This is a genomic window from Bacillus sp. LLTC93 (assembly GCF_002993125.1).
GTDB lineage: Bacteria > Bacillota > Bacilli > Bacillales > Bacillaceae > Bacillus > Bacillus zhangzhouensis.
Window position 1 is genome coordinate 229,800 of the sequence record NZ_PVME01000001.1, and the last position, 24,864, is coordinate 254,663.

A 24,864-nucleotide genomic window follows, 5' to 3' on the forward strand; every position below is an offset into this window, starting at 1 on the left:
TATGTGGCGTATTTTTAGTTTACATAATTTTATTATTGACACCAATCTAAAGAATGGGTTGTTTTTTCAGAAAATTCATTTAAAATAAGAAAGATATGTGAGGAAAGAGAGTTGAAGCAATGAATGAAGATTCTATTAACCATTAGTCACTTTGCAGGAAGAACCTTTGCGATTTGGGTCATTTTATTTGCGTGTCTTGGATTTGCCTTTCCTGCCGAATTTTCTAAGATTGGACCTTATATTCCTTTTTTACTCGGTATTATTATGTTTGGGATGGGGCTTACCCTGTCTGCTGAAGATTTTAAAGAGCTGTTTCGAAAACCTCTCTATGTGCTGATTGGGGTTCTAGCGCAGTACACACTTATGCCGCTTATTGCCTTTCTGTTAGCTTATGGATTACGGCTGCCTTCTGAAATCGCTGTAGGCGTTATTCTCGTAGGCTGCTGCCCAGGTGGTACAGCATCCAATGTCATGACCTTTTTGGCGAAAGGAAATACGGCATTATCTGTAGCCGTCACAACCATTTCGACGCTCCTTGCCCCCTTTTTGACGCCTGTCTTTATTTTAATCTTTGCAAGATCTTGGTTACCAGTATCACCCGGGGCTCTGTTTTTGTCGATTGTACAAGTTGTGCTGATTCCAATTATTTTGGGCGTCATCATTCAGTTGTTTTTCAAAAAACAAGTGACATATGCGGTTCAAGCACTGCCGCTTGTCTCCGTTGCCGGAATTGTGGTGATCATTGCAGCGGTTGTCAGTGCAAATAAAGAACAGATTCTTCAATCTGGATTGCTTATATTTGCAGTTGTCGTTTTACATAATGGTCTCGGTCTTTTATTTGGTTACCTTATTGCCAAATGGTGCAAAATGGATATCCCTTCACAACGGGCAATCGCCATTGAAGTGGGCATGCAAAACTCTGGACTCGGTGCAGCTCTTGCAACCGCACACTTTTCGCCACTCGCAGCCGTACCAAGTGCAATTTTTAGTGTGTGGCATAATTTATCTGGATCTTGGCTTGCGACATATTGGTCAAAACGAGGAAATCAGGAAAATGAAAAGAAAAAAAGCTAGCACCTTAACGGGTGCCAGCTTTTTATGTCGATCATTATCCTTCAAGCAATAGCTGCTCAGGATCTTCAAGCAAGTTTTTAATCGTGACGAGGAATCCAACTGCTTCTTTTCCATCGACAATACGGTGATCGTAAGAAAGAGCTAAATACATCATTGGACGGTTTTCAAAACGTTCCTCATCAATCGCAACAGGACGAAGCTGAATTTTGTGCATTCCTAAAATTCCAACTTGAGGGCTGTTTAAAATTGGTGTCGAAAGCAGAGAACCGAATGTTCCGCCGTTTGTGATCGTGAATGATCCACCTTGTAACTCACTAAGAGACAATTTGTTGTCTCTTGCTTTTTTCGCAAGATGACCAATTTCTTTTTCAATCCCCGCAAATGACAATCTGTCTGCATCACGGACAACTGGTACGACAAGCCCTTCCTTTGCAGCGACAGCGATACCGATGTCGTAGAATTTCTTCAAGACAAGTTCATCACCTTGAATTTCTGCATTAAGAAGCGGATATTTCTTCAGTGCTGCTACAACTGCTTTTGTGAAGAAGGACATAAAGCCAAGTTTCACATCATTTTGTTCAAGGAAGGCATCTTTACGACGCTTTCTTAAATCCATCACAGCTGTCATATCGACTTCATTAAATGTTGTCAGCATTGCAGCCGTTTGTTGAACTTCAACTAAGCGTTTTGCAATCGTTTGTCTGCGGCGTGACATTCTTTCACGCTCGACTGGTTTGCCTGCCTGATCATTTTGCACCGCAGCATTTGCTTGTGGCGCGGCTTTTGGTGCACTTGCAGGTGCTTCATTCTTTTGATAAGAAGCTACATCCTGCTTTCGTACCCTGCCCAGCGGATCTACGGTTGGAATCTCAGATAAGTCTAGCCCCTTCTCTCTTGCTAGTTTTCTAGCTGCAGGAGAAGCGATGGTTCTGCCATTACCAGTTTTCGGCTCTTCTTTTGTTGCTTCTTCTTTTTGTTCAGCTGCCGGTTCTTCTTTCGAAGCTGGTGCAGAATCTTGCTTAGGTGCTGGAGCTGCGGACTCGCTTCCGCCAGCTTCACCTGCTGCAATGGTTCCGATGACTTCTCCAACTTGTACAGTGTCACCAGAATCTTTCAGCACTTCTTTGAGTACGCCAGATTCTTCGGCTGTCAGTTCGACATTGACTTTATCTGTTTCAAGTTCTAACAGGTATTCTCCCTGCTCCACATAATCGCCCGGCTGCTTTAGCCATTGAGCAATCGTTCCTTCCGAGATCGATTCCGCTAATTCAGGTACTTTAATTTCCGCCATTTTTCATTTCCCCCTTAGTTTTTGCGAGTCAAGCTATCAGATACAATTCGTTCTTGTTCTTTTTTATGCACAGTTGGATCACCCTCAGCCGTACTTGAACGTCTTCTTCGGCCGATGTAACGTACTTTTACTTTTTCAGGCGCAATTTCACGTAAATATGGCTCAATGTATCCCCAAGCTCCCATATTTTGTGGCTCTTCTTGCACCCATACGATTTCTTCTAAGTTTGTTAGTTTCGTTAAAATTGCTTTAATATCTTTGGCTGGGAATGGATATAGTTGTTCCACTCTTGCAATATGAAGCCAATCTTTTGGATCTTCCATTTGAGTAAAACGATCACTAATATCGATCGATACCTTCCCGCTAGATAGAACGAGTCGTGATACTTTTTCATGATCATGCACAAGACCTGGCTGTTCAAGAACTGGACGGAACTGTCCATCCGTTAATTCTTGGACTTCAGACAATGTGTTCGGGTTACGAAGCAGACTCTTCGGTGTCATGATGACAAGCGGACGAATCTCTTCACGAAGCAGCATTTTTGCCTGTCTTCTAAGAATGTGGAAGTATTGCGCTGCACTTGTCAGGTTCGCAACTGTCCAGTTATTCTCAGCAGCTGATTGCAGGAAGCGCTCTGTTCTCCCACTTGAATGTTCAGGACCTTGTCCTTCATATCCGTGCGGCAAGAGCATGACTAGACCTGATTTTTGTCCCCATTTTGCGCGGCCTGCTGAAATAAATTGATCGAAATACACTTGAGCCGCATTTGCGAAGTCTCCAAATTGAGCTTCCCAAATCACTAATGTTTCAGGAGAATAGACATTATAACCATATTCAAATCCGATGACAGAGCCTTCCGACAGTGGACTGTTATGGACTGTAAATGATGCATTCGCATCACTCAGTTCATGAAGAGCAATAAATTCATCTCCCGTTTGACTGTCGTGAAGAACAAGGTTTCTTTGAGCAAATGTGCCTCGCTCTGAATCCTGTCCGGTCATTCGAATTGGCGTACCGTCTTTTAATATAGATGCAAATGCTAGTGCTTCACCAAGTGACCATTCCACTTTACGGTCATCTGTAAACACCTTTGCACGTTTTTCAAGGATCCGTTTTAGCTTACCGAATACTTGGAAATCTTTCGGCCAGCTAATTAATTCTTCATTCAGCTTTCTTAATACATCAAATTCTACTGATGTATCAACTGCTGGGAAGCCATTAGATACAGGCTCTGGCAGTTCGATTTCTTGAATCGTATGTTCTTTCTTTGAAGGCACTTTTTTATAGGCTTCTTCTATCTTCGTCGTCACAGCCTGCTCGATTTCTTCTCGTTGTTCTTTTGTCAGAAGACCTTCTGTGACAAGTTTATCTGCAAAGATATTCTTGACCGTTTTATGCTTTCTGACTGCATCATATAGCATTGGCTGAGTTGTAGAAGGCTCATCCATTTCGTTATGACCATATCTGCGGTAACCGATCAAGTCAATTAAGAAATCCTTCTTGAAGCGTTTGCGATATTCTACAGCTAGCTGAACAGCCGCTAAACATGCTTCCGGATCATCTGCATTGACGTGAACAATTGGAATCTCAAAACCTTTTGCAAGGTCACTTGCATATTTCGTCGAACGAGATTCATTGCTTTCCGTTGTGAACCCGATCATGTTGTTTGCAATGATATGGATGGTTCCGCCAACTTGATAGCCTACAAGTTGACTTAAATTTAATGTTTCTGCCACAATTCCTTCTCCAGGAAATGCCGCATCACCATGAATTAAGATGGCTAACGCTTTTTCAACGTCTAGTACTGGATAGCCTTTTTGAGTACGTAATTCCTGAGCGGCACGTGTGCTCCCTTCAATAATTGGGTCAATAAACTCCAAGTGACTTGGGTTATTAGCAAGCGTGACTCTCGCACTCTTTGTATCTTCGTCTTTAATTTGGCGATCAGCTCCAAGATGGTACTTGACATCCCCTGTCCATCCATAGCTAATGCCAATAGAGCCTTCTGATGGAACAAGCTCTTTATTTGGCGCATGCTGAAATTCTGAGAAAATGATCTCATATGGTTTTCCTAAAACATGTGCTAATACATTTAAACGGCCTCTGTGTGCCATTCCAATGTTAATATTTGAAGTCCCTTGTGTAACAGACTCTGATATAATTTCATCAAGTACTGGGACAAGTGCATCTAATCCTTCTATAGAAAAGCGCTTTTGCCCAACAAATGTTTTATGCAGGAACTGCTCAAAATACTCGACTTCTGTTAATCTTTTGAACACAGAAACTAGTTTATCCGCTGGTTTCTTCTTAAATAGTTCACCAGATTCGATAGAGTTTGAGAGCCAGTTTCGTTCTTCGAAGTCATGCACGTGATCAAATTCAAATGAAATGGTACGCTTATACGTATTTCTCAAATGGTTAATGGCTTCTATGCCGTTTGAAATGTGTCTTGGTGCGCTTGCACTAATAATCGATATTGGAATATTCCTGACATCTTCTTCTGTTAAGCCGTATTCCTTTAAAGGAAACAGCTCTTGTAATTCCTTTTCTTTGCGAAGAGGATTGACGGAAGCATTTAAATGGCCATACGTTCTGATGTCTTCTGCCAGTTTAACGACTGATGCTATCTTTTGGATTTGTTCAGAAGTAACTACGTTATTTTCTTTTTTCCCAATTTCCTCCTTCATTTCACTCGGTGGTGCACCAAGTTCATCAAATATGCCTCTTAGATCTTCATCAACACTATTAGGATCTTGGACATATTGATCGTAGAGCTCGAGCACATAGCCGAGGTTCGGACCATGAAATTCTTCCCAACTCAACGGTTGTTTCACATCATTTTGAAACATTTTGAACACTACCCCCAACTTTGATCATCAAGTGATTGAACACTATTTCGATATAACTTCCAGAACACAATGACCAAATTTATGTAATAAAACGCTTCCAATAATATTCTACCACTGTTTTGGATTACTTTCTACATTCTTTGTTCAATTAAAGATAAAAAATTCACAGAAAAACAAAAAATTTAAATCATTCCGAAAAATATTTTGATGAAAGGGGCAAAACCTTATGCCCCAATGCTTTTATGCAGCAGTTTCTTCAGTAATGGATATAAAACATCTGGCAATGTATCGACATCTGGTACAAAAATGCTGAACTTGCCATACATATCTTGAATGGTTTTCATCTGTGCTTCTTCAATCGGCGAATTGGATAAAAACACATTGATCACCTCAATTCCCTTTTTCCTTGCTTCAAGAACCGCTTCATGTGTATCCACAATCCCATTTTGTTCGTAGCTGAACGCAGCTGGCTCTCCGTCTGAGAACACAATGAGAAACTTTTGCTCTTCTCTTCGTTTTAAAATCATTTTCGTCATTTGGCGAATCGCATAGCCGTCCCTGTTATCCTCTTCTGGCTCAAGTGACATAATGGAAGGTCCTGCATCAAATAAAGAATCTTTGAAAGACACGACTGTGTTGAAATAGTTCGGCTGACTTGTTTCTGTTGCATCGTTTGTATCTTCCCAAAACCCAACAATTTGATGTGGTACTTGAACGGATTTTAAGGCTTCATGAAATAGAACAATCCCCTTTTTCGTCTCATCCATCTTGTCAAACATGCTCGCAGAACAGTCAACTAACAAGGTGAAAACAGCATCAATTTGAGAAGACGGTGCCTGTTTTTTATAGAAAAGACGCGGGTTAGACTCTGTAAAATAGCGAATGAGCTTTTTACTCAGACGGCCTGCATGAAGATCCGTTTTTGGCCATGATTTTTTATGTTCAAGAGTTTTTTGAATCATCTGCTTTAAGCGTTTCTGGTAAGGCTCGATCGCCTTTGCATGCTGCTTGTACACATCTATTTGCTCTAGCTCAGGCGGCTCTGGTGATATCATGACTGGAAACGCATATTTGTTCTCTTTTCCATTTTCTTGAGCACCTGCTCCGCTTTCTTCGCCTTCAGCCTCTTCTAATGCTTCAAGCTTTGAATAATCTTTTCGATGTGTTTGTTTTGCAGAGCCTTGAACAGTTCCAAGCGCCTGGTCTCCATCGTCACCTTCTCTTGCTGCATCCTTGCCGAGATCACTCTTACCTCCGTGTTCTAAGTCAAATTGAAGGAAGCTTTTTGATGGCGCTTCAGTTTCTCTATGCCATACTTCCATATATTCTTGGTGGATGTCTTCATCGCCCTCTTTTTCTCGGTCGACTTTGATGTCCTCACTTAATTTAGGTTTTCTTTTTAAGTCATGGAACAGCGGTTCTTTTGCCGCTTTTTCATAGTCCAATTCCGGGAAGAAAAAGTACGTATTCAGCATATCTTTTTCAAGAAGCTCATCAAAACCTTCTGTCAATTCTTTTACAATGGTTGCGATGTCAGATGTTGAACCTGCTTCATATACACGTTCAAGACTTGACTCAATAAACGGAATCATCGGATTGATCCGCTCGTGAAGCGCTGGAATCTCTTCCAGCGGTGAATCAGCTGTCAGCTTTACATACATTGCACAAAAGAGTGCATCCGTTAAAATGGTTCGTTCTTTGTTAATCGTTAATTGCGTCTTAAAGTGACGCCTGTAAAGCTCTCTTCTCCGTTTAAACACCTTTTTTGTTCCTGGGCGGTCGCGTTTAATTTGCTCTTCAATCCGGATATCTTCAAACAGCATAAACAATTGTTTACATACATCAGGAATGGATAATGTGTGGGCGTAGCGGATCATGTCCTCAAATACAGTGAGATCACTATAGACTGTCCCTACTGCACGCAGGAAAACATCACTTTTTAGCCCTGCTGTCATGTCTTCTTGATTACGATCATCCCAAAAATGGCTGATGAAAATTTTCTTTTCAAAAGGTTCATAGTAGGACTGCACACCGTATTCAAGCTCGACATCATCGCTTTTCGCTAACGTTTTAGCTAAATCTGTTAATTCCATAAATAGAAATGAATCGATTCTGCTGTCATTAAATTTGATGAATTTCAAAAGTCAGAACCTCACTCGAATAATGTTTGGGCGATATTTCTTACCGCTGCTTTTTCCCGGTCATCTTCTAGCTTTTCAACAATCCCTCGTTCAATGGCACGAAGCGGCGGGATATATTGCGCAAGATCACATGTATCTAAGAGGGCACGAATGGATGCTGCTTCTTCACTAACCTGTCCATTGTGCGCTTGTGTAATCAAGTCTGATGAGAGCTGTACGAATTGGTCGATTAACCGCTCATCCTTTAAAACAGATTGAGATTGCAGGACCTCTTTCAGGATGCCGCCGCCGATGTAAGGGACATCAATGACAACAAAACGATTTTTCAGTGCTTCATTTAGAGGCACTGTGCCAACATACCCTTCGTTAATTGCCGCAATCACGCCAAAGCCCTCTTCTGCTCTGACTACCTCACCTGTAAATGGGTTTGTCATCATTTTTCGGTAGTCGAGTACACCGTTTAAAATAGGTAGGGTTTCCGGTTTCGCCATGTTGATTTCATCAATATATAAAAGGTGGCCTTTTTTCATCGCTTTTGTAACGGGTCCTTCAACGAATTCAATAGAAGCGATCTGACCATCATTGTGGATGGTTTTATAGCCAATTAAGCTTTCTGCATCAAGATCAACCGAGCAGTTCACGCTGTGCATCGGCTGCTGAAAGAAAGCAGATAAAGTTTCTGCTAGTTTTGTTTTACCTGAGCCAGTTGGCCCTTTTAATAGAACATTTTTTCCTAGTGTTAGTGCAATCATGGCATCTTGAATGATAGAAGTATCCTGTGATTCATAGCCGCCTGTTCCAATGAGCGGACGGAATTCTTCTTCTAGCACTTTTGCTTTTGCTTCGATCATTGCTTGAATTTCTTCTGGGAGTGATTGTTGGTTGAACATATATGATTAATTCCTCTCTTCGATCATTTTCCTCACCAAGTATACTAAAAAAACCTTTATGCACTCAATACATAAAGGTTCGTCTTCTGTTATTTTACCATTTCTTTTGTGATCGCTCCGCAAGCGATGCGCTTTCCAGAGTTTCCAGAAGGGTTACTTAAGTAATCATCTGCTTCTGCATGAATGATAAAGCTTCGCCCATTTTGAGCGATTAATTGATTCGGGCCTCCCTTTAACGTCACATCTAGTACATTGACGACGACATCAATTTGGCCATCTGCTCCTACCTCTAAATTAGGCATGTCTCCAGCATGATGCCCCTTTGGGTTGTCAAACCCATGCTCCCTATGCGTTGGATTAAAATGAGCACCTGCCGTTTCAAAATCTGGCGCTTCACATACACCTGTCTCGTGAATATGGAAGCCATGAGGACCTGGCGGTAACCCTTTCGCTTTCACGTGTAGATCCAGGCCATTTGCTGAAGATTCTCTTACTTCGATGCTTCCTATTTTTTGCCCACTTTCATTAATGAGTGAAGTGGTAATCGGCGCTTGTTTAGGTGCTGCAACTTCATGACTTTCTTCTGTCATTTCTTTTTTTGGCGGTGCATGACATGCTGATACGAGAAAGACTAAACACATCATGAGCGTCCACACTGACTTTTTCATATGACTGCCCCCTTTTGCTATCAGTATGGACAATCTCATGAGAGGGCAAACAAAAAAAGCCGAAAATCGGCTTTTTTAGAAGAAACGTTTTGCACCTAAATAGGCTTTTTTCCAATATGAGTTACTTAAGTTAGAAATACCCACTCCACTGTCACTTGCATGAAGGAAATCTCCTCCACCCAGGTATATTCCCATGTGAGAAGGGCCTGCTTTGTATGTTGTAAAATAAACAAAATCTCCAACTTGAGGTGTGCTGACAGGCGTCATCATATTCCAGTAGCCCGCTGTGCTTAATCTAGATACAGATGAAACCTTGTTAATGAGATAGTAAACAAAGCCGCTGCAATCAAACCCAGCTGGTGTATTACCGCCCCATCTGTAAGGAATTCCTGTTAGCTTTTTACCTTCTTGGATCATCGTCGTGATTTTTGCATTCATTGGAACATCAGGTTTGTTATTGTTGGCCGGAGTTGTTGAACCGTTAGACGTAGAACCATTAGATCCAGTCGAGCCGGAAGCCGTACCATTAATTTTTAACACTTGTCCAATTCTAAGCACATCACTTTTCAAGCTGTTTGCCGTGCGAATGGATTGAACCTGCACCTTAAACTGATTCGCAATTTTCCATAATGAATCACCTGATTTTACGGTATAAGATGTTGTTTTCCCGCTTGAAGACTGGTTACCACTTGAAGGCGGGTTACTTGGTTTAGCAGGGGCTGTTGGCTGACTTGGTTTTGATGCAGCCGTCCCTTTTACTTTCAATACTTGATTCGGATAAATCATATCAGATTTTAACGCATTTAATGTTTTGATTTCACCTATCGTCATATTTAACGAATTCGCAATTTTCCAAAGAGAATCGCCTAATTTGACCTTGTATGTACTAGATGATGATGAACTATTTGGATTCGTCGTCTTATTGCTTGAGTTTGAATTTGTTGACTGACTGCCGCTCGTCTTCGTGCTTCCAGATACTTTCAGTTTTTGACCAGGTCGAATCAGATCACTGTTTAAGCTGTTTAGGCTTTTCAAGCTTACGACTGACATTTTATGATTTTTTGCAATCAGCCATAGTGAATCTCCAAGCTTTACAGTATAGCTCGATGTCGTTGAAGCACTTGAATTCGTTGCTTTTGAGCCTGTTGATGAGCTGGATTTTTTACTTTTTGCACCAGGAATTTTTAAGCTTTGTCCTGCAAAAATCATCGTCGTTTTTAATTGATTAAGAGATTGAAGCTCCGAAATACTTGTATTGTACTGTTCGGCAATCTTCCAAAGTGAGTCACCGTTTTTCACCTTGATCGTCTGCGCTTCTGCCGGTGCAGCAATAACAGCTGAGCCTGCGATCGCTGATACTGTGAGGCCGGTTACTACTTTTTTCTTCATAGATGAATCTCCGCCTTTCATGATTTCGTTCAATAAGACTTATGTACTAGTTTTGAGTTTAGCATTTAATGATTTTGCTTCTCTTGCACTATTTTATCTTTATTTCTATTATATTACTCGACATGAAGACGTTGGGCAATAACAAATAGGTTAGAGCAGCAAACTCAAAATGCTGAAACAACGCCATATCGTTTCTATCGGCTGTTTGCTGTATTTATAAACATTTTTTAAGGAATTTTTAAGTTGACGTTTAGAAATTTGTCAAAACAAGCACTTTGCTAGTTTCATAGTTCTATTCTACATGACAAATTTTTCTGTATCAAATGACTTTTTACTTAATTGGCTGTTTTTTCTCCTCAAATGAAAAAAGCATCCTTCCAGATGAAGAATGCAGCGATTTGTTTTTATTTTCTTATTTCTGGATCTTTCACGGTGAGCGGATAAAGCACGCCTTCTTTAGCAAACGACATCTTTCCCGTTTCTTCTGATACAACGAGAACCAGTGCGTCGGTCATCCCAGAAAGACCGATGGCTGCCCTGTGCCTTGTGCCAAGAGATGGACTGACTTTTTTTGAGGTGAGCGGCAGCACATTTGCAGCGGAAACGAGCGTATTTTCTTTCACTAAAAGAGCACCGTCATGAAGTGGATTTCCTGGATAGAAAATGCTTTCTATTAATGATGCACTAATTTTCGCATGGAGGTTTGTCCCTCTTTGGATAAAATCCTCGACTTCATCCCTCCTTTGAATCACAATAAGCGCGCCGTGCTTTTGTTTAGATAAATGCTCAATCGCTAACGAAAATTGAGCAAATCCCGGCGTGAATTCCTCCATATATGATTGCAAATAAAACGAGGAAGCTTCTGCATGCATTTCATTAAACTGCTCATGCAATGATTCGAGGTCACAAAGAAGGCATTGTTCCGTCTCATCCAGAGAATCGACGATTTTCCTTGCATCCATCATGATTTGCATCAAATGTGATTTCATTTCTAATTTAAACATCGCTTCTTCGTTTGTGCGATTTAACATCTTGACCATTTCCCTCCTTCTTTGGCTTGTGTCATAAAATAACAAATTGTGTACATTCTATTTGTATGGAGGTGAACTCAATATGACCATTCAGAAAATCATTCAATATGCTTGCAGCATTTTAGGTGTTGTCAGTCTTTCTTTTATTTATGCCCAAATGTTTAAAAAAACGAAGCCATCAAAGAAAAATAATCCGACGGAGAATTGATTTTTTTACATAGCATGATATAATTCCTCTCGTTATTTCTGTTCAGAGAGGAACTTATGATGAGAGAAACGAATAGCATTCAAACAAAGTTGGCACAATTTTTAACCATTCTGATCCCGATTTTAATCACACAAGCGGGTCTTTCGCTGATAACGTTTTTAGACACGGTGATGTCTGGAAAGGTGAGCGCAGAAGACCTTGCGGGTGTCGCGATCGGTTCTAGCATTTGGACACCTGTTTATACAGGGCTTGCCGGTATATTAATGGCCGTTACTCCGATTGTGGCCCAGCTGATGGGTGCAGGCCACAAACAAGACGTTCCTCGGGCTGTCTTTCAGGCCATCTATTTATCCTTTCTTTTAAGTGTCGTGGTGATCGTCGTTGGAATGATTAGCGTCCCTTTCATATTAGGTGGACTTGGTCTTGACCCATCCGTTGAAGATATTGCCCGGCATTTTCTCAGCTTTCTTGCTTTTGGGATCATCCCGCTGTTTGGTTATTCAGTGCTGAGGTCATTTATTGATGCATTAGGGAAAACACGTGTGACGATGTTTATTACGTTAACAGCACTTCCTATTAACTTTGTTTTAAATTATTTATTGATTTTTGGGAATTTTGGCTTTCCAAAGCTAGGTGGTGCGGGGGCTGGCCTTGCATCTGCGATAACGTATTGGGCCATTTTCATCATGAGCATTTGTATTGTCATCAAGGCAGAACCATTTGCCTCATTTCGTTTGTTTCAAAAACTGCCTCGGTTCAACATCTCCCGTATGGGGCAAATACTGAAAATCGGTATCCCTATTGGGTTTGCGATCTTTTTTGAAACGAGCATTTTCGCAGCTGTCACGCTTTTAATGGGTCACTTTGATACCGTGACGATCGCCAGTCACCAAGCAGCAATGAACTTTGCTTCTATCTTATACATTTTACCGCTTAGTATATCAATGGCTTTAACGATCGTCGTTGGCTTTGAAGCCGGTGCCATGAGGTATAAAGACGCGCAAAGTTACAGCTATATTGGAATTGGAACTGCTGTTTTGTTCTCATTATGTACGGCAGCACTCATTTTGTTATTTAGACCAGAGATCGCAGGTTTATATACAACTGACTCGGCTGTTTTACAGCTGACACAGCACTTTTTGATTTACGCACTCTTTTTCCAGCTGTCAGATGCGATCGCTGCACCGATTCAAGGGGCTCTTCGCGGGTATAAAGATGTGAACTATACACTCATCGCAGCTTTTGTCTCTTACTGGGTCATCGGGCTTCCTGCCGGCTACCTGATTGGCACATATACCTCATTTGGGGCGTTCGGCTATTGGATCGGTCTCATTACCGGTCTTGCCGCTGGTGCAATCGTCCTCTTTATCCGTCTCAGATTGATTGAAAAACGGCTGATTCAACTTCAACATGCACCCAATCATTAAATACGACACAAAAAAGCAGCTGATCCTTGTCAGCTGCCTTTTTCATTAGTCATTCCATTGATACGTCCAGAAAATTTCTTCGTCCAACCATTTTTGGACGACTGGTTCTTTGTTTTTCAGTTTCTGTTCAATTTCTCTCAGTATGCCTTCTGTTTGCGTTCTGTGCGCTCTCAGTGCATTTAATTTGATATCTGCTACATCTGTAATATTGATCACAATATCTGCATTTCCTAGCACTTCTTCTCTATTTCTCGTAATGGCCATGCAGTATGTGACAGGACGGTCTTCTTTTTTCTTTCGGTAAAGAGCACGGATGACGGCTTCTCCTGTCGCATCATGATCAGGGTGTACACCGTGTCCTGGGTAAAACGTGACAATAAGTGTTGGTTTGACTTCATCGATGATGTTTTCCATCACATCCGCCAAATACTCATCATCTTCAAATTCGAGCGTCTTATCACGTAGTCCAAGCATACGTAAATCCGTAATATCCATTTCTTTGCATGCATTGATTAATTCCTGTTTTCTTAGTTCAGGAAGTGTCTCACGGTTGGCATATGGTGGGCTGCCCATAATTCTGCCCATTTCCCCAAGTGTCCCGCATGCATACGTGACTGGAATTCCGCGTTTTCTGCTTTGTGCGATGAGACCTGCGACCCCATAGGATTCATCATCGGGGTGAGGCAGCATCACTAATACATGTTCGTTCATTACTTGTCACCCTTTCTCCTACACCTGAAATGGTGTTTCACTAATTTGTAATGAGATCGCTAGTTTCCCGTCTGGCAAGTGCCCTGCTAATAGCAGGCGGCCTTGGTCATCAAATACATAGTCGGTCAAGCCTTCTGCGTAAATCCAGCCATCTTCTGTTTTCATTCCAACACGGTACGGACCTTGTCCTTTTATTTTCGCCTGTGAATAGACAACTTTCGCATTGCGGATATACGCCACGACCGTCATATTTTGTTCATTTACATGAGCTGAATAAGAACCAGTTGTCGTTTCAAGATGAACGAAGACTGGACGATTTAAAAACGATTCAAGATGTGCTGTGACATCTTCCGTTTGAATTGGTTTCATGAGTGGTTCCTTCCTTCATTTTGAATTAATTCTCGCAGCTTTTTCGTATGTAAGCTGATCAGCTGCAATTGATGATCATGCCTAACAGCACTTTCTAATATTCTCTCCACAGCGAGCAAATACTTTTGGTGTAATGATTTTCTCGCCCGCGGATGAGTGCGAGCATCCAGTAAATCATCACGTATTGCCTCGTGTAAAGAAGACATATCATCGACATCAAGCTGACGATTTTTCCATAAAGCTCGATAAGCGGCTGCTAGCTCATTGACTGATGTCATGTGATCACCTCTACAGTTTTGGTAACAACTTATTATGACATGATCTGCCTTTTAAGAAAAGCAAACTGCTTGTTCTCTTTAATGAGAATTCGCTGTTTTTTTCATGCGTAATTGTGAGGTGGTAAACAGTAAAATGGCCACCCAAATACAGAGAAACGTCACAATTTTTGCTGCAGATAAGTGTTCATGATACACAAATAGCCCTAAAAACAGTGTAATCGTCGGTGCAATGTATTGCAAAATGCCGACTTGATAAAGAGGAATTCTTTTGGCGCCTTCAGAAAATAAAAGGAGTGGCACAGCTGTAAAAACCCCTGCAAAAAATAAGAGGCCCAGCGATCCGAAACTGTTAGGATTCATGGTCACCACAGGTTCTTTTAAGAAGAATAATAAGTAAACAAGTGCAGCCGGTGCAAGAAGCAGCGTTTCAATCGTTAACCCAATCGCGCTCGTAAACCTCATCCTTTTTTTAATCAGTCCATAGAAACCAAAGCTAAAGGCTAATAAGAAAGCAACGACAGGAAATGAACCGTACTGAACCGTTGAAATGATCACGCCAGCGGCGGCAATGAGGATCGCGATTGTTTGCATTTTATTAAGTCGTTCTTTCAAGAAAAGGATCCCTAATAGAACGGATACAAGCGGATTAATATAGTACCCTAAACTTGCTTCTAGCATGAGATGATGGTTGACTGCCCAAATGTACACATACCAGTTGACCGAGATTAAAATAGCAGATAAAAGTAACGAGAAAAGTGCTTTTCCATCCATCATCAGCCCCTTCACAGTCTGCATTGCTGGTCGGACTTGTTTTAAATAAAGGAGAATACCGCACATAAAAACAAATGACCATAAGATTCTGTGCGCTAAAATTTCGCCTGACGAAATATGTTCCATCAGTTTCCAATATAATGGGAATAGCCCCCATAATGTAAAAGATGCTGCAGTATACAGTACACCTTTTGATTGCTGCTGTTCGTTCAATCTAACCATTCCTTTCTAAACCTATCGTATATTATAGCACGCACTCAGGTGAATGGGCATATACTAATTCAGGGCATTTAGAAAGGATGATTAGCATGTTTGACTGGAACCGATTATTCCCTTTTCAAAAGCAATTTTCAAAAGAAGCTTTAAAGAATTCAGACCCTAAAGACGTTGAGCAGTATGTCAATCAAGTGATGGAAAGTGTATTCGGCTCCAATTATAATGCTCAGTTCCCCTTTCAGGATCCACTGTCTCAACAACAAAAACCGCGAGATACAGACGTCAAAAAAGAAAAAGAGCCGAATGTTGAAGTGTTTGAAACGACTGATCATGTGTTTGTCAAAATTGAACTTGATCGTCCAAACACAGAAAAAGTAAAAATCAAACATACAGCCAATCTGTTGTTTATTGATCATTTTCCTGAAGAAGGCACGCAGAAGAAAATCGTCCTCCCTGCTGCTGTGAAAAGAAAAGGAACAAAGGCTTCATATCAAGATGGTATTTTGGAAATTATGTTTTTAAAGCATGATGATCCTGGGATCTCTGAAATTGATATTCCATTATAAAAAGCCTGCTTTGAAATGGAAGCAGGCTTACTCTTTTTTCTTAATAATATGGTGGATATCCGCCGCCATAAGGTGGTGGAACAGGCGGTGGTGGTGGCGGTGGGTAATATGGACGGGGATAATTAAAAATCGCACTTCCTAGAAATCCGCCAAGCAGTCCGCCGACTAAAGGAGCGCCAAAACCAAAAAACAAAGGGACTCTGGATTCATATGGCGGAATGCCAGGGGCGCCGCCTCGAAAATACGGAGTATGAGGGTACATGCATTTCTCCTCCTTTGTCATGTGCCTAACATCAGCATATTCATCAGGAGTCAAAACGTTTGGGCAAACCTAAAACTAGGCTTGCTCCTTTTTTTCATGAGATCCAGCATATTCCCCTGCCCAGCGCGATACTTCTCCAAACACATCGTTTAATGCATTCCCTTTTTCGGTTAGACAATAGATGACTTTGACAGGTGTCTCAGGAAGTACAGTTCGCTCTATAATTCCTTCTTGCTCGAGCTCTTTTAAACGTTCTGCGAGCATTTTTTGACTGATGGATGGGATAATGTCCGTCAGGTCTTTAAACCGTTTTGGACCATCAAGCAATACATGAATAATGAGACCATTCCACCTTTTGCCAAGAAGTAAAAAAGCTTGAGAAATGTGTGGGCATAATTGGAATTCCATTATTTTCAACCTTTCTTTTCATGATTGTTTGACAAACTAACGGTATACAATTTAAAATATCACTAGTTACAATAAGTAAGTTTCTCACTTTTTTAGTTATTGTACCATACTATTTGCAAAAACGGGAGGAAATATCCATATGGCGACTGATCAAAAAACGATTGACATTTTAAAACAAAGAGCTTCAGTAAAAGAGTATGATACAACTCATGAAATGACAAAAGAAGAGCTAACAGAGCTTCTTGATATTACAACAAAAGCACCATCTGCATGGAACCTTCAGCATTGGCATTTCACTGTTTTCCATAGTGCTGAATCAAAAGCAAAGTTACTTCCAATCGCTTACAACCAAAAGCAAATCTCACAAGCATCTGCTATAATTGCTGTGTTAGGTGATCTTGAAGCCAATAAAAATGGCGAAAAAATCTACAGTGAGCTAGCAGAACAAGGCTTCATTACAGAGGATATTAAAGAAACACTTATGACTCAAATCAATGGCGCTTACCAAAGCGAGCAGTATGCACGTGAAGCAGCGTATTCAAATGCTTCATTAGCTGCTATGCAATTAATGATTGCTGCTAAAGCAATGGGATATGATACATGCGCAATGGGTGGTTTTAGTAAAGAAGCATACATCAAAGAATTCAATGTGAGCGGCCGCTACGAACCAGTCATGCTAATTTCAGTTGGTAAAGCAGCGAAAGAAGCTCATAAAAGCAATCGTTTTGACATCAAAGAAGTATCTGATTTCCTATAAAAAATGGCAGAGCCTCAGCTTCATGCTGGGGCTTTTTTATTTGCTTTAAATATTATTCCTCCATACTTTTTTCAAATCCCCCTCTTTCTGCCTTCACTCTTCTCTCTTTTTTGAGAATGAAAGCGTTATATTAGTATGATATTCTCAAAAATGATTGTTTTTTCTGAAAATGGTCTTGTGATCTAATCTGACAACTGCTATTATTATGAAATTACAAAATATCAGGAGGAAATCATGAATAAAAAATTGATGCTAGTACTACTTATATCGATTCCTTTCATCGGACAGCTTGCACTGCTTCCCTTTGCGAATCGTATTCATCCATTTGTGATTGGGCTGCCCTTTTTCCACTTCTGGCTCTTACTGTGGATTGTTCTCACACCAGTTTGTACATTTATCATTTACCGGATGCAACATTCAAATGGAGGAACTGACTAATGCAAGGAAATTTAACAGCTTTATTGATTACTGCAAGTATTATTTTCATCGTCGTGGTCATCGGATTTGCCGCTGGTCGTGACAAATCGTCAAGACAGTCGGTAGAAGAATGGTCTGTCGGCGGGAGAAAATTCGGCGGGCTACTCGTCTGGTTCCTCGTTGGCGCAGACTTATATACAGCTTATACCTTTTTAGGGCTCACAAGTACAGCTTATACAGCTGGAAGTGTCGCTTTTTTCGCCATCCCTTATTCGGTTCTTGCTTATTTTATTGCTTATTTTTTCTTACCGAAACTTTGGACGGTTGCAAAAAACCACAAGCTTACAACCCTTGCTGATTATGCACGTGAACGATTTGACAGCAAGCTGTTATCCAGTATGATTGCCATTGTTGGTGTACTTATGCTGATTCCTTATATTTGTCTTCAGCTGAGCGGGATTCAAGATACGTTAACTGTCGCTGGAACTAGTTATATTAATGTGAATGCAGTTGTTATTATTTCATTTATTTTAGTCGCACTTTATACATTTTTCAGCGGTATTAAAGGCCCTACATATACAGCCATTATTAAGGATATTCTTGTTTGGGTGATCATGCTCTTTATGGTGGTTTCTCTGCCAATCATTCATTTTAACGGGTGGACACCTATGATGAATACGTTAGCCAAGGAAGCGCCACAGCTTCTGACGATACCTGAAGGCGGTCCTAAAGGCATTTTGTGGTTCATTACTGCTTCAGGCGTTTCTGCCCTTGCTCTTTTTATGTGGGCACACGCGGCAACTGGGGTTTTTACAGCCAAAAGCGCTGATGCCATCCGTAAAAACAGCATATTTTTGCCTCTTTATAACATTGTATTGATTTTGGTCATCTTCCTTGGGTTTATTGCATTTTTAGTCTTACCAGAAGATACAAATCCAAGATTTGCTCTTCTTCATTTAATTCAAACGTCATATGGCGGGGTGATGCAGGGGCTAGCTTATTCAACGATTGCACTGGCTTCTCTCATTCCATGTTCCATCATGGCCATTGGCGCGTCGAATTTATTTGCGAATAATTTATACCGTGATTTAATTCATCCAAATGTGTCACCGAAAAGATTAACGATCATTACACGTTCGATGGTGTTTATTGTCATCGGGCTGGCACTATTATTCGGTATGCTGTTCCCAACTGCACTTGTCACACTCCAGCTGATCGGCGTTTCAGGAATGGTTCAAATTTTCCCAGCGATTGCGATCAGCTTGTTCTGGAAAAAACAATCGAGAGAAGCAACCATTGCTGGGCTGATCATTGGGATCATCGTCACCTTTACAGCCAATATTTCACAAGTGACGTTCGGTCTTTATGAAGGCTTTCTCGGTTTACTAGCAAACGTTGTGGTCATCTTGATATTGAATCCATTCTTCCAAAAGAATGTCACATCCAATTCAGTTACAAATGATCTGTTTGAAAAGGACAACGAAAAAGCAGCAACGATGGCAAACGAAGCGTAAGGATAAGAAAAAGCAGTCCCCTGATGAGGACTGCTTTTTCTTTATTTCATTTCTTTTTTCAAGACTTCAATGGCTTTTTTCATTTGCGTATCATTTTTCTTTAGCTTATCTTGGATGTTTGTCATGAGTACCGTCGTTGTATCCCCTGTGAGAATACCGTCTGCCTTCAGATCATGATCTGTTTGGAAGCTTTTGACGATAGACTGGAATGCTTGATCATACTCACCATTTGCTTTTGCTTTATAGCCAAGTGCTTGGAACATCTTTTGAGCCGCTTTGACTTCATCACCATTATCATGCAGCTGATACGTCTTTTTCGGGCTTAAATATGGCAGCTTCGCATAACTTGGCAGAGATGCTTTTACCTGTGGTTCAATTCCTTTTTTGTGAATCCAAGAACCGTTCGGTGTCAGCCACTTCGCAATGGTTAACTTGACACTAGAACCATCATTATAGCTTTGCGCATTCTGAACAGTTCCTTTACCGAACGTCTTTTCACCCACAATTTGAATGCCTGATGATTGGTGCAGAGCAGCCGCCATGATTTCAGCAGCGCTGGCTGAGCCGCCGTTTACAAGGACAACTGCCGGCTGATGAACTTTACGTTCTTTTTCAGCCTTGTACTCTTCTTTCTTCCCTTTTTCTTCAACTTGCATGATGACTTTCCCTTTATCGATAAAGTCATTACTCATTTCAATCGCTTCTGTCATAATGCCGCCTGGATTATCTCTCAGGTCGATGACAAAGCCTTTTGCCCCTTTTTTCTCGAGGTCATCAATGGCTTTATCTAGCTCTTTCGATGTTGTTTCAGCAAAGGACGTAATTTGGATTTCTCCTATTTTGTCTTTTGTGAGTTTTGCATACACCGTTTCAAGCGGAATGGTGTCTCTTGTGATCGTCACATCAACATTGCCCACTCCTTGGCGGTTAAGGTGCAGCTTGACATCCGTTCCTTTTTTCCCTCTAATAAGAGAAACTGCTTTATTGACCGACATGCCTTTTGTGCTTTTCCCATCCACCTTTAAAATACGATCATGAGGTTTCAACCCGGCTTTTTCAGCAGGAGAGCCTTTAATCGGTGCGACAATTAAAATTTGTCCATCCTTTTCTTCTACTTGTGCACCGATTCCTTCAAATGAGGAAGAAATGGTATTGTTAAATCCTTCGGCTTCCTCCTGATCCATATATGTAGAGTATGGATCATCAAGAGATGCAATCATCCCTTGAATCGCACCATCTACTAGTTTTTGATCATCCGTTTTTTCGTAATACTCATCTTTTACTTTCGTATAAGCAGCCATGAGTTTACTAAACTTCTCATCTTCTGAGACACTGACGACACCTTGTTTTGTGATCACAAATGTAATCGCTGAGGAAAGTGCAGCTGTCACCAGAATGGCTATTACGAACTTGAATTGTTTTTTCAAAAAAACACCACCTTTATCTCCTTTCATTATTATCAAGGACGATTCTCCATCCGTCAACCAAAGGATCAAACTTCTATTTGAAAAGATAAGCCATTTGACCCTGCATTGCATAATCTTTAGAGAGGAACATGATAAGGAAAGAAGGGATTTCATGAGTGATTATGTAGAAATGCTTGCCTATTTTGGCGTATCAAGTGCTCATCCTGGTGGAATTGAGTTAACGAAAACGATGATTGAGCATATAAAACTAACGCCTGATGCGCGTATACTGGATGCCGGATGCGGTACAGGACAAACGGCTGCGTATTTAGGAAATTTAGGTTATCAGGTGGAGGCGATTGATACGCACCCTTTGATGATTGAAAAGGCCAACCTTCGATTCGAGCGAGAAGACCTGCCGATCCGTGCCTTGCAAGCATCCATTGAACACCTGCCATTTCCAGATGCATCTTTCTCTCTACTGATCAGTGAATCTGTTTTAAGTTTCACCGAATTACCTGCTGCACTTGCTGAGATTAAACGGGTGCTTACCCCTGGAAGTCAATTGATCGCAAATGAAGCTGTGTTAAAAGCACCTCTGACACCGGAAGAGCTGGCAGTCGTTCGAGATTTTTATGGCTTCCACTCCCTCTTTTCGCTTGAAGAATGGAAAGAGCAGCTAATAGCGGCAGGCTTTCGTGACATTCGGATTCTCTCATTCGATGAGCACATGGTACAGGAGGAGCCTACAGAAATGGAATTATCTGAACAAATACCGCCTTCTCTTTACGATACGCTGCAAACACACTATGACCTCATTCAAGCGCACCAGGACCATCTAAGTCACATTCTATTTGAATGTACTGTATAAAATGAGCGAATCTCCTATATGTTTTGTCCAAACTCTATGAAGTCTCTCGCATAGGATAAGAGTGAAAAGAGTTTGTCATAAGGAGGAAAAACATGGAGCGCTATCACAAGCTTTGTCAGCAGCACATGGGGAAAGTCGCTAGAATCACTGATCGTAATGGCAGAGTACATGTCGGACGCATTGAGCGTGTGACAAACCGCAAAGTTTATATTCGTCCAGTTGGCGGGTCTCGCGGGGGCTTTGGCTTTGGCTATTGGGGAGGATATTATGGCTGGGGTGCAGCTTATGGCATCGGACTCGGTTTCATTACCGGCTTCGCATTAGCAGGATTGTTCTTTTTTTAAAAGAAGAATAAAAGAAGGCCTCCCGAATAGCTGGGAGGCCTTTTACTTGTTTAGATTTTCTTTACTTTGTTCATGTATTCTTCAAATGTTAAATCGTGATCATGCATCGCTTTGGCTGCTTCTTTTCCAACATAGCGCAAATGCCACGGCTCATATTCGTATTTCGTAATGTCTTCTTTTCCTTTTGGATAACGGATGATAAAGCCATATTGATAGGCGTTTTTAGCCACCCATTTGCCATCAGGTGTTTCACCAAACTTTTCAGAGATCTCAAAGCCGGCACTTTTTGAGGAAATGTCCATGGCTAAACCTGTTTGATGTTCACTTTCGCCTGGTAAAGCGACTGCTTCTTGGGCTTTTTCTTTACCTTTTAATTTGACCTCACTATCAAAAATGACTTTTTGACGGTCATAGGAGCGATAGCCAGATACTGCAGCCAGTTCGAAGTTTTCCTTTTTCGCGCCTTTGAATAACTTCTCAAGTGCTTCCGCTGCTTCTTTACGAATATATCGTTTTTCAATATCCTCTGAAAAAGAGAATTCTACTTTTGGTACAACGAGATCAGAAGGTTTATAGGTTCCTGGTAATGCGTATTCTTTGTTGACAAGTGCTAGCACGTTTGCAGGATTTTGAATGGTTTTCAGTCCACTGACAACCTTGATGTCATTGAAATATTCACTCTTTAACGTCAGCTCTTGATTAGATGAATCTGCCGTATCATTTGAGTTTTGCTGGGATGTTGAACTTGTTGTGTTTTTTTGTTCGTTAGTTTTGCTTGATTCAGATGTACCGCTTTTTTGATCCAGCAACTGGCAGCCTGATAGTGCGGCTGTCAAACCAAGAATCGATGCGATTGAGAGTATTTTATAGCTTTTCTTCATGACATACCTTCCTTTTGCTCTACTAAAAAAATAAAGATGCGCTACATCGTAGCACACCCTTTATACTATTATAAAACTGAATCTAGTGCAATTAAGATCATTTCGTCAAAAGTCGTTTGACGTTCTTCAGCAGTTGTTTCTTCTCCTGTCAGAACATGATCACTTACTGTCAGAATCGATAACGCTTTTCTACCAAATTTTGCAGCAAGCGTATAAAGAGCTGTTGTCTCCATTTCAATCGCTAGAATACCGTATTGATCCATAAGCTCAAGTGGTTTTTCATTGTAAAATTGGTCTGCTGTAAATACATTTCCGACACGAACGGCCACATTTTTTGCTTCTGCTGTGTCGTAGGCTTTCTTGAGTAGACCAAAATCAGCGCAAGGCGCGTAATCAATTGGTCCAAATGCCACACGGTTCATTTGTGAATCTGTTGAAGATGTTTGGGCTAAAATGACATCGCGCACATTGACATCCTTTTTGATCGCTCCGCAAGACCCAACTCGGATTAAGTTTTGAACATCATAGCTTTGAATGAGTTCATTCACATAAATCGAAATAGATGGTACGCCCATTCCAGTGCCTTGTACAGAAACGCGCTTTCCTTTATAGGTTCCAGTAAAACCATACATTCCGCGCACTTCGTTATAGCACTCGACATCTTCTAAATATGTATCTGCAATATATTTCGCACGAAGCGGATCGCCTGGCAGCAATACCGTTTCTGCAATTTGTCCTTTTTCTGCTCCAATATGTACACTCATTTTTTAGCCTCCACTTACGTTTAACATGTGTTTTGTCCTATTTATTATAAACGATTGAGGCCAAAAAAGAAAATACCAGCTGGATCTCAGAGCTGGTATCCTAGATCATCTATTTAACTCATCATCATCAGTCGTTCACTGCGTTTCCATCCGGCCGGAAAGAGCTGATAATAGCACTTCCCCTTTTTCCTATCATCAATCACAACGATATCCCCTGTTGTGATAAACCGCGCATTGTAATCATTAGGGACTGTATCATGTACATTAAATGTCGAGAATGCTTTTTCCAGAACATCAAGGTGTGTTCTGCCGCCAATCTTTGTCCTGTACACAGGCTGATGCCCGCTTACTGCACCATATTCAGGTGTCTGATAAATGGTTAAGTGATATGCTGAAGGTTTCTTTTGAAAAAATCTCAACGTCAATTGCATTCAAATCCCTCCCCTTTTATATAAAATTGGCCGGGATCTATCAATTTCCTTCTTCTATTTTTGTCGAATGCCGGACAATTTTTCGTCAATCTTTTTACATAGAAGAAATAGTGCTAGTCCTATCGCAAAGCCTCCTATGACATCTGTCAAATAATGGACGCCGATATACATCCGGCTGATACCAATCACAAACACGCATAGCCCTGTGATCAGATAGACGGTTTTTTGTCTTTCTTTTAGCCATGGAATCATCTCAACTAATAGATATGCGATAAAAGGATAAATCGTCGCTGCATTCATCGAATGACCACTCGGAAAGCTGTAATAGGTTTCATTGACAAGATGATCAAAGGCTGGACGCTCTCTAGCAAACAGCCCCTTTAGTTCATGATTGATTGTTTTTTCTGTGAGATATAATAGAAAAAGCAGCATGATAGAGTAGTAGCGCTTATACACCAGTAGTACCACACTAAAGATGAGCATGATTGGTACTAGCAGCGCGCTGATGCCAAAGTCCGTCACAGCCAGCATGACATCATTTATAAAAGGGAATCTGATGTTCTCAAACCACAGGATGATCTGGTTGTCCAATGTCTGACATACACCAGATACCATGAGCGCAGCGATGGCGCCAAATAAAATGAAAAGAAATAGGATATACACGTGAAAGAATTCCCCTCCTTCTTTCCTCAGAATCTCTTCAAAGTATAGTGCCTACCACGCCTCTTCTTCAACTATCATTGTTTTTCTCAGCATATATTCAAATGTAATATCAGCCAGCTCAAACGTTTCTAGCTCAGTCGGTATGTACCCTCTTTTGACCAGCTCCATGTAGAAGAATTCCGCAATTTCCTCTGTATCAATCACCAAATCTGCTTCTTTCATTGCTTTCCGCCTCCTTTTTTATGATGTATGAACGATGCCTGTTTT

The 24,864-nt window shown here is 41.0% G+C and carries 28 protein-coding genes; 9 read left to right on the plus strand and 19 right to left on the minus strand.

Annotation, left to right across the window (positions count from 1 at the left end; genetic code table 11):
• Window positions 1–123 precede the first annotated feature (123 nt).
• On the plus strand, window positions 124–1,074 hold the full coding sequence (locus tag C6W18_RS01150) for a bile acid:sodium symporter family protein (protein ID WP_105925473.1): 951 nt from the start codon (window positions 124–126) through the stop codon (window positions 1,072–1,074).
• A gap of 34 nt (window positions 1,075–1,108) precedes the next feature.
• Here the strand turns inward: C6W18_RS01150 and odhB are convergent, their stop codons facing one another.
• The 7 genes from odhB to cdaS form a co-directional block, all read right to left on the minus strand.
• On the minus strand, window positions 1,109–2,365 hold the full coding sequence (gene odhB, locus C6W18_RS01155; protein ID WP_105925475.1) for a 2-oxoglutarate dehydrogenase complex dihydrolipoyllysine-residue succinyltransferase: 1,257 nt from the start codon (window positions 2,363–2,365) through the stop codon (window positions 1,109–1,111).
• 14 nt (window positions 2,366–2,379) lie between these two features.
• Window positions 2,380–5,214, minus strand: coding sequence for a 2-oxoglutarate dehydrogenase E1 component (gene sucA / locus C6W18_RS01160; protein WP_105925477.1), 2,835 nt, complete (start codon window positions 5,212–5,214; stop codon window positions 2,380–2,382).
• A gap of 224 nt (window positions 5,215–5,438) precedes the next feature.
• Entirely contained in the window at window positions 5,439–7,355 is a 1,917-nt protein-coding gene (locus C6W18_RS01165) for a vWA domain-containing protein (RefSeq protein WP_105925479.1), read from the minus strand.
• An 11-nt stretch (window positions 7,356–7,366) separates the two neighbouring features.
• Window positions 7,367–8,245 (minus strand): ATP-binding protein, encoded by an 879-nt coding sequence (locus tag C6W18_RS01170; RefSeq protein ID WP_105925481.1) that lies wholly within the window; start codon window positions 8,243–8,245, stop codon window positions 7,367–7,369.
• An 89-nt stretch (window positions 8,246–8,334) separates the two neighbouring features.
• The gene (locus tag C6W18_RS01175) at window positions 8,335–8,913 is read right to left on the minus strand and encodes a superoxide dismutase family protein (protein ID WP_105925483.1); all 579 of its coding nucleotides are present in this window, start codon (window positions 8,911–8,913) and stop codon (window positions 8,335–8,337) included.
• 75 nt (window positions 8,914–8,988) lie between these two features.
• Complete coding sequence (locus tag C6W18_RS01180) at window positions 8,989–10,302, minus strand: C40 family peptidase (RefSeq protein ID WP_142392782.1); 1,314 nt, start codon at window positions 10,300–10,302, stop codon at window positions 8,989–8,991.
• Between the two features lie 404 nt (window positions 10,303–10,706).
• The gene (gene cdaS, locus C6W18_RS01185; protein WP_105925487.1) at window positions 10,707–11,333 is read right to left on the minus strand and encodes a sporulation-specific diadenylate cyclase CdaS; all 627 of its coding nucleotides are present in this window, start codon (window positions 11,331–11,333) and stop codon (window positions 10,707–10,709) included.
• 82 nt (window positions 11,334–11,415) lie between these two features.
• Here cdaS and C6W18_RS20415 point away from each other — a divergent pair, with 82 nt between their 5' ends.
• Window positions 11,416–11,541 carry a hypothetical protein gene (locus C6W18_RS20415; protein WP_008359993.1) on the plus strand — a complete coding sequence of 42 codons (126 nt, stop codon included), beginning with the start codon at window positions 11,416–11,418 and terminating at the stop codon, window positions 11,539–11,541.
• 59 nt (window positions 11,542–11,600) lie between these two features.
• Entirely contained in the window at window positions 11,601–12,968 is a 1,368-nt protein-coding gene (locus C6W18_RS01190) for an MATE family efflux transporter (RefSeq protein ID WP_105925489.1), read from the plus strand.
• 45 nt (window positions 12,969–13,013) lie between these two features.
• Here C6W18_RS01190 and bshB2 read toward each other — a convergent pair whose 3' ends face one another.
• The 4 genes from bshB2 to rarD all read right to left on the minus strand — a co-directional run bounded on the left by bshB2 (window position 13,014) and on the right by rarD (window position 15,310).
• Complete coding sequence (gene bshB2, locus C6W18_RS01195; RefSeq protein WP_105925491.1) at window positions 13,014–13,679, minus strand: bacillithiol biosynthesis deacetylase BshB2; 666 nt, start codon at window positions 13,677–13,679, stop codon at window positions 13,014–13,016.
• An 18-nt stretch (window positions 13,680–13,697) separates the two neighbouring features.
• Window positions 13,698–14,048 carry a YojF family protein gene (locus C6W18_RS01200; RefSeq protein WP_008359999.1) on the minus strand — a complete coding sequence of 117 codons (351 nt, stop codon included), beginning with the start codon at window positions 14,046–14,048 and terminating at the stop codon, window positions 13,698–13,700.
• A complete protein-coding gene (locus C6W18_RS01205; protein ID WP_105925493.1) occupies window positions 14,045–14,326 on the minus strand; it encodes a hypothetical protein in 282 nt (93 codons plus the stop codon). Before C6W18_RS01205 ends, C6W18_RS01200 begins: the two co-directional genes overlap by 4 nt.
• 78 nt (window positions 14,327–14,404) lie before the next feature.
• Window positions 14,405–15,310, minus strand: coding sequence for an EamA family transporter RarD (gene rarD / locus C6W18_RS01210; RefSeq protein ID WP_105925495.1), 906 nt, complete (start codon window positions 15,308–15,310; stop codon window positions 14,405–14,407).
• 95 nt (window positions 15,311–15,405) lie between these two features.
• Here rarD and C6W18_RS01215 point away from each other — a divergent pair, with 95 nt between their 5' ends.
• Window positions 15,406–15,879: an Hsp20/alpha crystallin family protein gene (locus C6W18_RS01215; protein ID WP_034319206.1), complete on the plus strand. Its 474-nt coding sequence runs from the start codon at window positions 15,406–15,408 to the stop codon at window positions 15,877–15,879.
• Between the two features lie 40 nt (window positions 15,880–15,919).
• Here C6W18_RS01215 and C6W18_RS01220 read toward each other — a convergent pair whose 3' ends face one another.
• Entirely contained in the window at window positions 15,920–16,141 is a 222-nt protein-coding gene (locus C6W18_RS01220) for a hypothetical protein (RefSeq protein WP_105925497.1), read from the minus strand.
• 75 nt (window positions 16,142–16,216) lie between these two features.
• Entirely contained in the window at window positions 16,217–16,549 is a 333-nt protein-coding gene (locus C6W18_RS01225; protein WP_034319203.1) for a winged helix-turn-helix transcriptional regulator, read from the minus strand.
• A gap of 139 nt (window positions 16,550–16,688) precedes the next feature.
• Between C6W18_RS01225 and C6W18_RS01230 the strand changes: the two genes are divergently transcribed.
• The 3 genes from C6W18_RS01230 to C6W18_RS01240 all read left to right on the plus strand — a co-directional run bounded on the left by C6W18_RS01230 (window position 16,689) and on the right by C6W18_RS01240 (window position 19,237).
• The gene (locus C6W18_RS01230) at window positions 16,689–17,306 is read left to right on the plus strand and encodes a nitroreductase family protein (RefSeq protein WP_034319200.1); all 618 of its coding nucleotides are present in this window, start codon (window positions 16,689–16,691) and stop codon (window positions 17,304–17,306) included.
• Between the two features lie 234 nt (window positions 17,307–17,540).
• The gene (locus C6W18_RS01235; RefSeq protein WP_105925499.1) at window positions 17,541–17,744 is read left to right on the plus strand and encodes a DUF3311 domain-containing protein; all 204 of its coding nucleotides are present in this window, start codon (window positions 17,541–17,543) and stop codon (window positions 17,742–17,744) included.
• Window positions 17,744–19,237 (plus strand): sodium:solute symporter family protein, encoded by a 1,494-nt coding sequence (locus tag C6W18_RS01240; protein WP_105925500.1) that lies wholly within the window; start codon window positions 17,744–17,746, stop codon window positions 19,235–19,237. The genes C6W18_RS01235 and C6W18_RS01240 overlap by 1 nt, the downstream gene beginning before the upstream one ends.
• A gap of 41 nt (window positions 19,238–19,278) precedes the next feature.
• Here the strand turns inward: C6W18_RS01240 and C6W18_RS01245 are convergent, their stop codons facing one another.
• A complete protein-coding gene (locus C6W18_RS01245; protein WP_105926359.1) occupies window positions 19,279–20,664 on the minus strand; it encodes a S41 family peptidase in 1,386 nt (461 codons plus the stop codon).
• A 151-nt stretch (window positions 20,665–20,815) separates the two neighbouring features.
• On the opposite strand from C6W18_RS01245, the gene C6W18_RS01250 reads away from it, so the two are divergent.
• A complete protein-coding gene (locus C6W18_RS01250; RefSeq protein WP_105925502.1) occupies window positions 20,816–21,514 on the plus strand; it encodes a class I SAM-dependent methyltransferase in 699 nt (232 codons plus the stop codon).
• Window positions 21,515–21,606: 92 nt separating this feature from the next.
• Complete coding sequence (locus C6W18_RS01255) at window positions 21,607–21,858, plus strand: hypothetical protein (protein WP_034319189.1); 252 nt, start codon at window positions 21,607–21,609, stop codon at window positions 21,856–21,858.
• A gap of 50 nt (window positions 21,859–21,908) precedes the next feature.
• On the opposite strand, the gene C6W18_RS01260 is transcribed toward C6W18_RS01255, so the two are convergent.
• The 5 genes from C6W18_RS01260 to C6W18_RS01280 all read right to left on the minus strand — a co-directional run bounded on the left by C6W18_RS01260 (window position 21,909) and on the right by C6W18_RS01280 (window position 24,819).
• Window positions 21,909–22,739: a M15 family metallopeptidase gene (locus C6W18_RS01260; RefSeq protein ID WP_034319187.1), complete on the minus strand. Its 831-nt coding sequence runs from the start codon at window positions 22,737–22,739 to the stop codon at window positions 21,909–21,911.
• Window positions 22,740–22,807: 68 nt separating this feature from the next.
• Window positions 22,808–23,503, minus strand: a complete 696-nt coding sequence (gene deoD, locus C6W18_RS01265; protein ID WP_034319185.1) for a purine-nucleoside phosphorylase — start codon at window positions 23,501–23,503, stop codon at window positions 22,808–22,810.
• Between the two features lie 113 nt (window positions 23,504–23,616).
• Window positions 23,617–23,934, minus strand: coding sequence for a hypothetical protein (locus C6W18_RS01270; RefSeq protein ID WP_105925504.1), 318 nt, complete (start codon window positions 23,932–23,934; stop codon window positions 23,617–23,619).
• A gap of 54 nt (window positions 23,935–23,988) precedes the next feature.
• Window positions 23,989–24,597, minus strand: coding sequence for a phosphatase PAP2 family protein (locus tag C6W18_RS01275; RefSeq protein ID WP_105925506.1), 609 nt, complete (start codon window positions 24,595–24,597; stop codon window positions 23,989–23,991).
• Window positions 24,598–24,648: 51 nt separating this feature from the next.
• Complete coding sequence (locus C6W18_RS01280; protein WP_078061651.1) at window positions 24,649–24,819, minus strand: YozD family protein; 171 nt, start codon at window positions 24,817–24,819, stop codon at window positions 24,649–24,651.
• Between the last annotated feature and the right edge of the window lie 45 nt (window positions 24,820–24,864).

Coding starts and splice junctions, on each gene's coding strand:
- C6W18_RS01225 (WP_034319203.1), bottom strand. CDS start 16,549: ATGGAATTCCAATTATGCCCACACATTTCTCAAGCTTTTTTACTTCTT.
- deoD (WP_034319185.1), bottom strand. CDS start 23,503: ATGAGTGTACATATTGGAGCAGAAAAAGGACAAATTGCAGAAACGGTA.
- C6W18_RS01240 (WP_105925500.1), top strand. CDS start 17,744: ATGCAAGGAAATTTAACAGCTTTATTGATTACTGCAAGTATTATTTTC.
- sucA (WP_105925477.1), bottom strand. CDS start 5,214: ATGTTTCAAAATGATGTGAAACAACCGTTGAGTTGGGAAGAATTTCAT.
- C6W18_RS01260 (WP_034319187.1), bottom strand. CDS start 22,739: ATGAAGAAAAGCTATAAAATACTCTCAATCGCATCGATTCTTGGTTTG.
- C6W18_RS01200 (WP_008359999.1), bottom strand. CDS start 14,048: ATGAAACCAATTCAAACGGAAGATGTCACAGCACATCTTGAATCGTTT.
- C6W18_RS01250 (WP_105925502.1), top strand. CDS start 20,816: ATGAGTGATTATGTAGAAATGCTTGCCTATTTTGGCGTATCAAGTGCT.
- C6W18_RS20415 (WP_008359993.1), top strand. CDS start 11,416: ATGACCATTCAGAAAATCATTCAATATGCTTGCAGCATTTTAGGTGTT.
- C6W18_RS01215 (WP_034319206.1), top strand. CDS start 15,406: ATGTTTGACTGGAACCGATTATTCCCTTTTCAAAAGCAATTTTCAAAA.
- C6W18_RS01220 (WP_105925497.1), bottom strand. CDS start 16,141: ATGTACCCTCATACTCCGTATTTTCGAGGCGGCGCCCCTGGCATTCCG.
- C6W18_RS01205 (WP_105925493.1), bottom strand. CDS start 14,326: ATGACATCAGTCAATGAGCTAGCAGCCGCTTATCGAGCTTTATGGAAA.
- cdaS (WP_105925487.1), bottom strand. CDS start 11,333: ATGTTAAATCGCACAAACGAAGAAGCGATGTTTAAATTAGAAATGAAA.
- C6W18_RS01180 (WP_142392782.1), bottom strand. CDS start 10,302: ATGAAGAAAAAAGTAGTAACCGGCCTCACAGTATCAGCGATCGCAGGC.
- bshB2 (WP_105925491.1), bottom strand. CDS start 13,679: ATGAACGAACATGTATTAGTGATGCTGCCTCACCCCGATGATGAATCC.
- C6W18_RS01255 (WP_034319189.1), top strand. CDS start 21,607: ATGGAGCGCTATCACAAGCTTTGTCAGCAGCACATGGGGAAAGTCGCT.
- C6W18_RS01150 (WP_105925473.1), top strand. CDS start 124: ATGAAGATTCTATTAACCATTAGTCACTTTGCAGGAAGAACCTTTGCG.
- C6W18_RS01270 (WP_105925504.1), bottom strand. CDS start 23,934: ATGCAATTGACGTTGAGATTTTTTCAAAAGAAACCTTCAGCATATCAC.
- C6W18_RS01170 (WP_105925481.1), bottom strand. CDS start 8,245: ATGTTCAACCAACAATCACTCCCAGAAGAAATTCAAGCAATGATCGAA.
- C6W18_RS01175 (WP_105925483.1), bottom strand. CDS start 8,913: ATGAAAAAGTCAGTGTGGACGCTCATGATGTGTTTAGTCTTTCTCGTA.
- C6W18_RS01280 (WP_078061651.1), bottom strand. CDS start 24,819: ATGAAAGAAGCAGATTTGGTGATTGATACAGAGGAAATTGCGGAATTC.
- C6W18_RS01235 (WP_105925499.1), top strand. CDS start 17,541: ATGAATAAAAAATTGATGCTAGTACTACTTATATCGATTCCTTTCATC.
- C6W18_RS01230 (WP_034319200.1), top strand. CDS start 16,689: ATGGCGACTGATCAAAAAACGATTGACATTTTAAAACAAAGAGCTTCA.
- odhB (WP_105925475.1), bottom strand. CDS start 2,365: ATGGCGGAAATTAAAGTACCTGAATTAGCGGAATCGATCTCGGAAGGA.
- C6W18_RS01190 (WP_105925489.1), top strand. CDS start 11,601: ATGAGAGAAACGAATAGCATTCAAACAAAGTTGGCACAATTTTTAACC.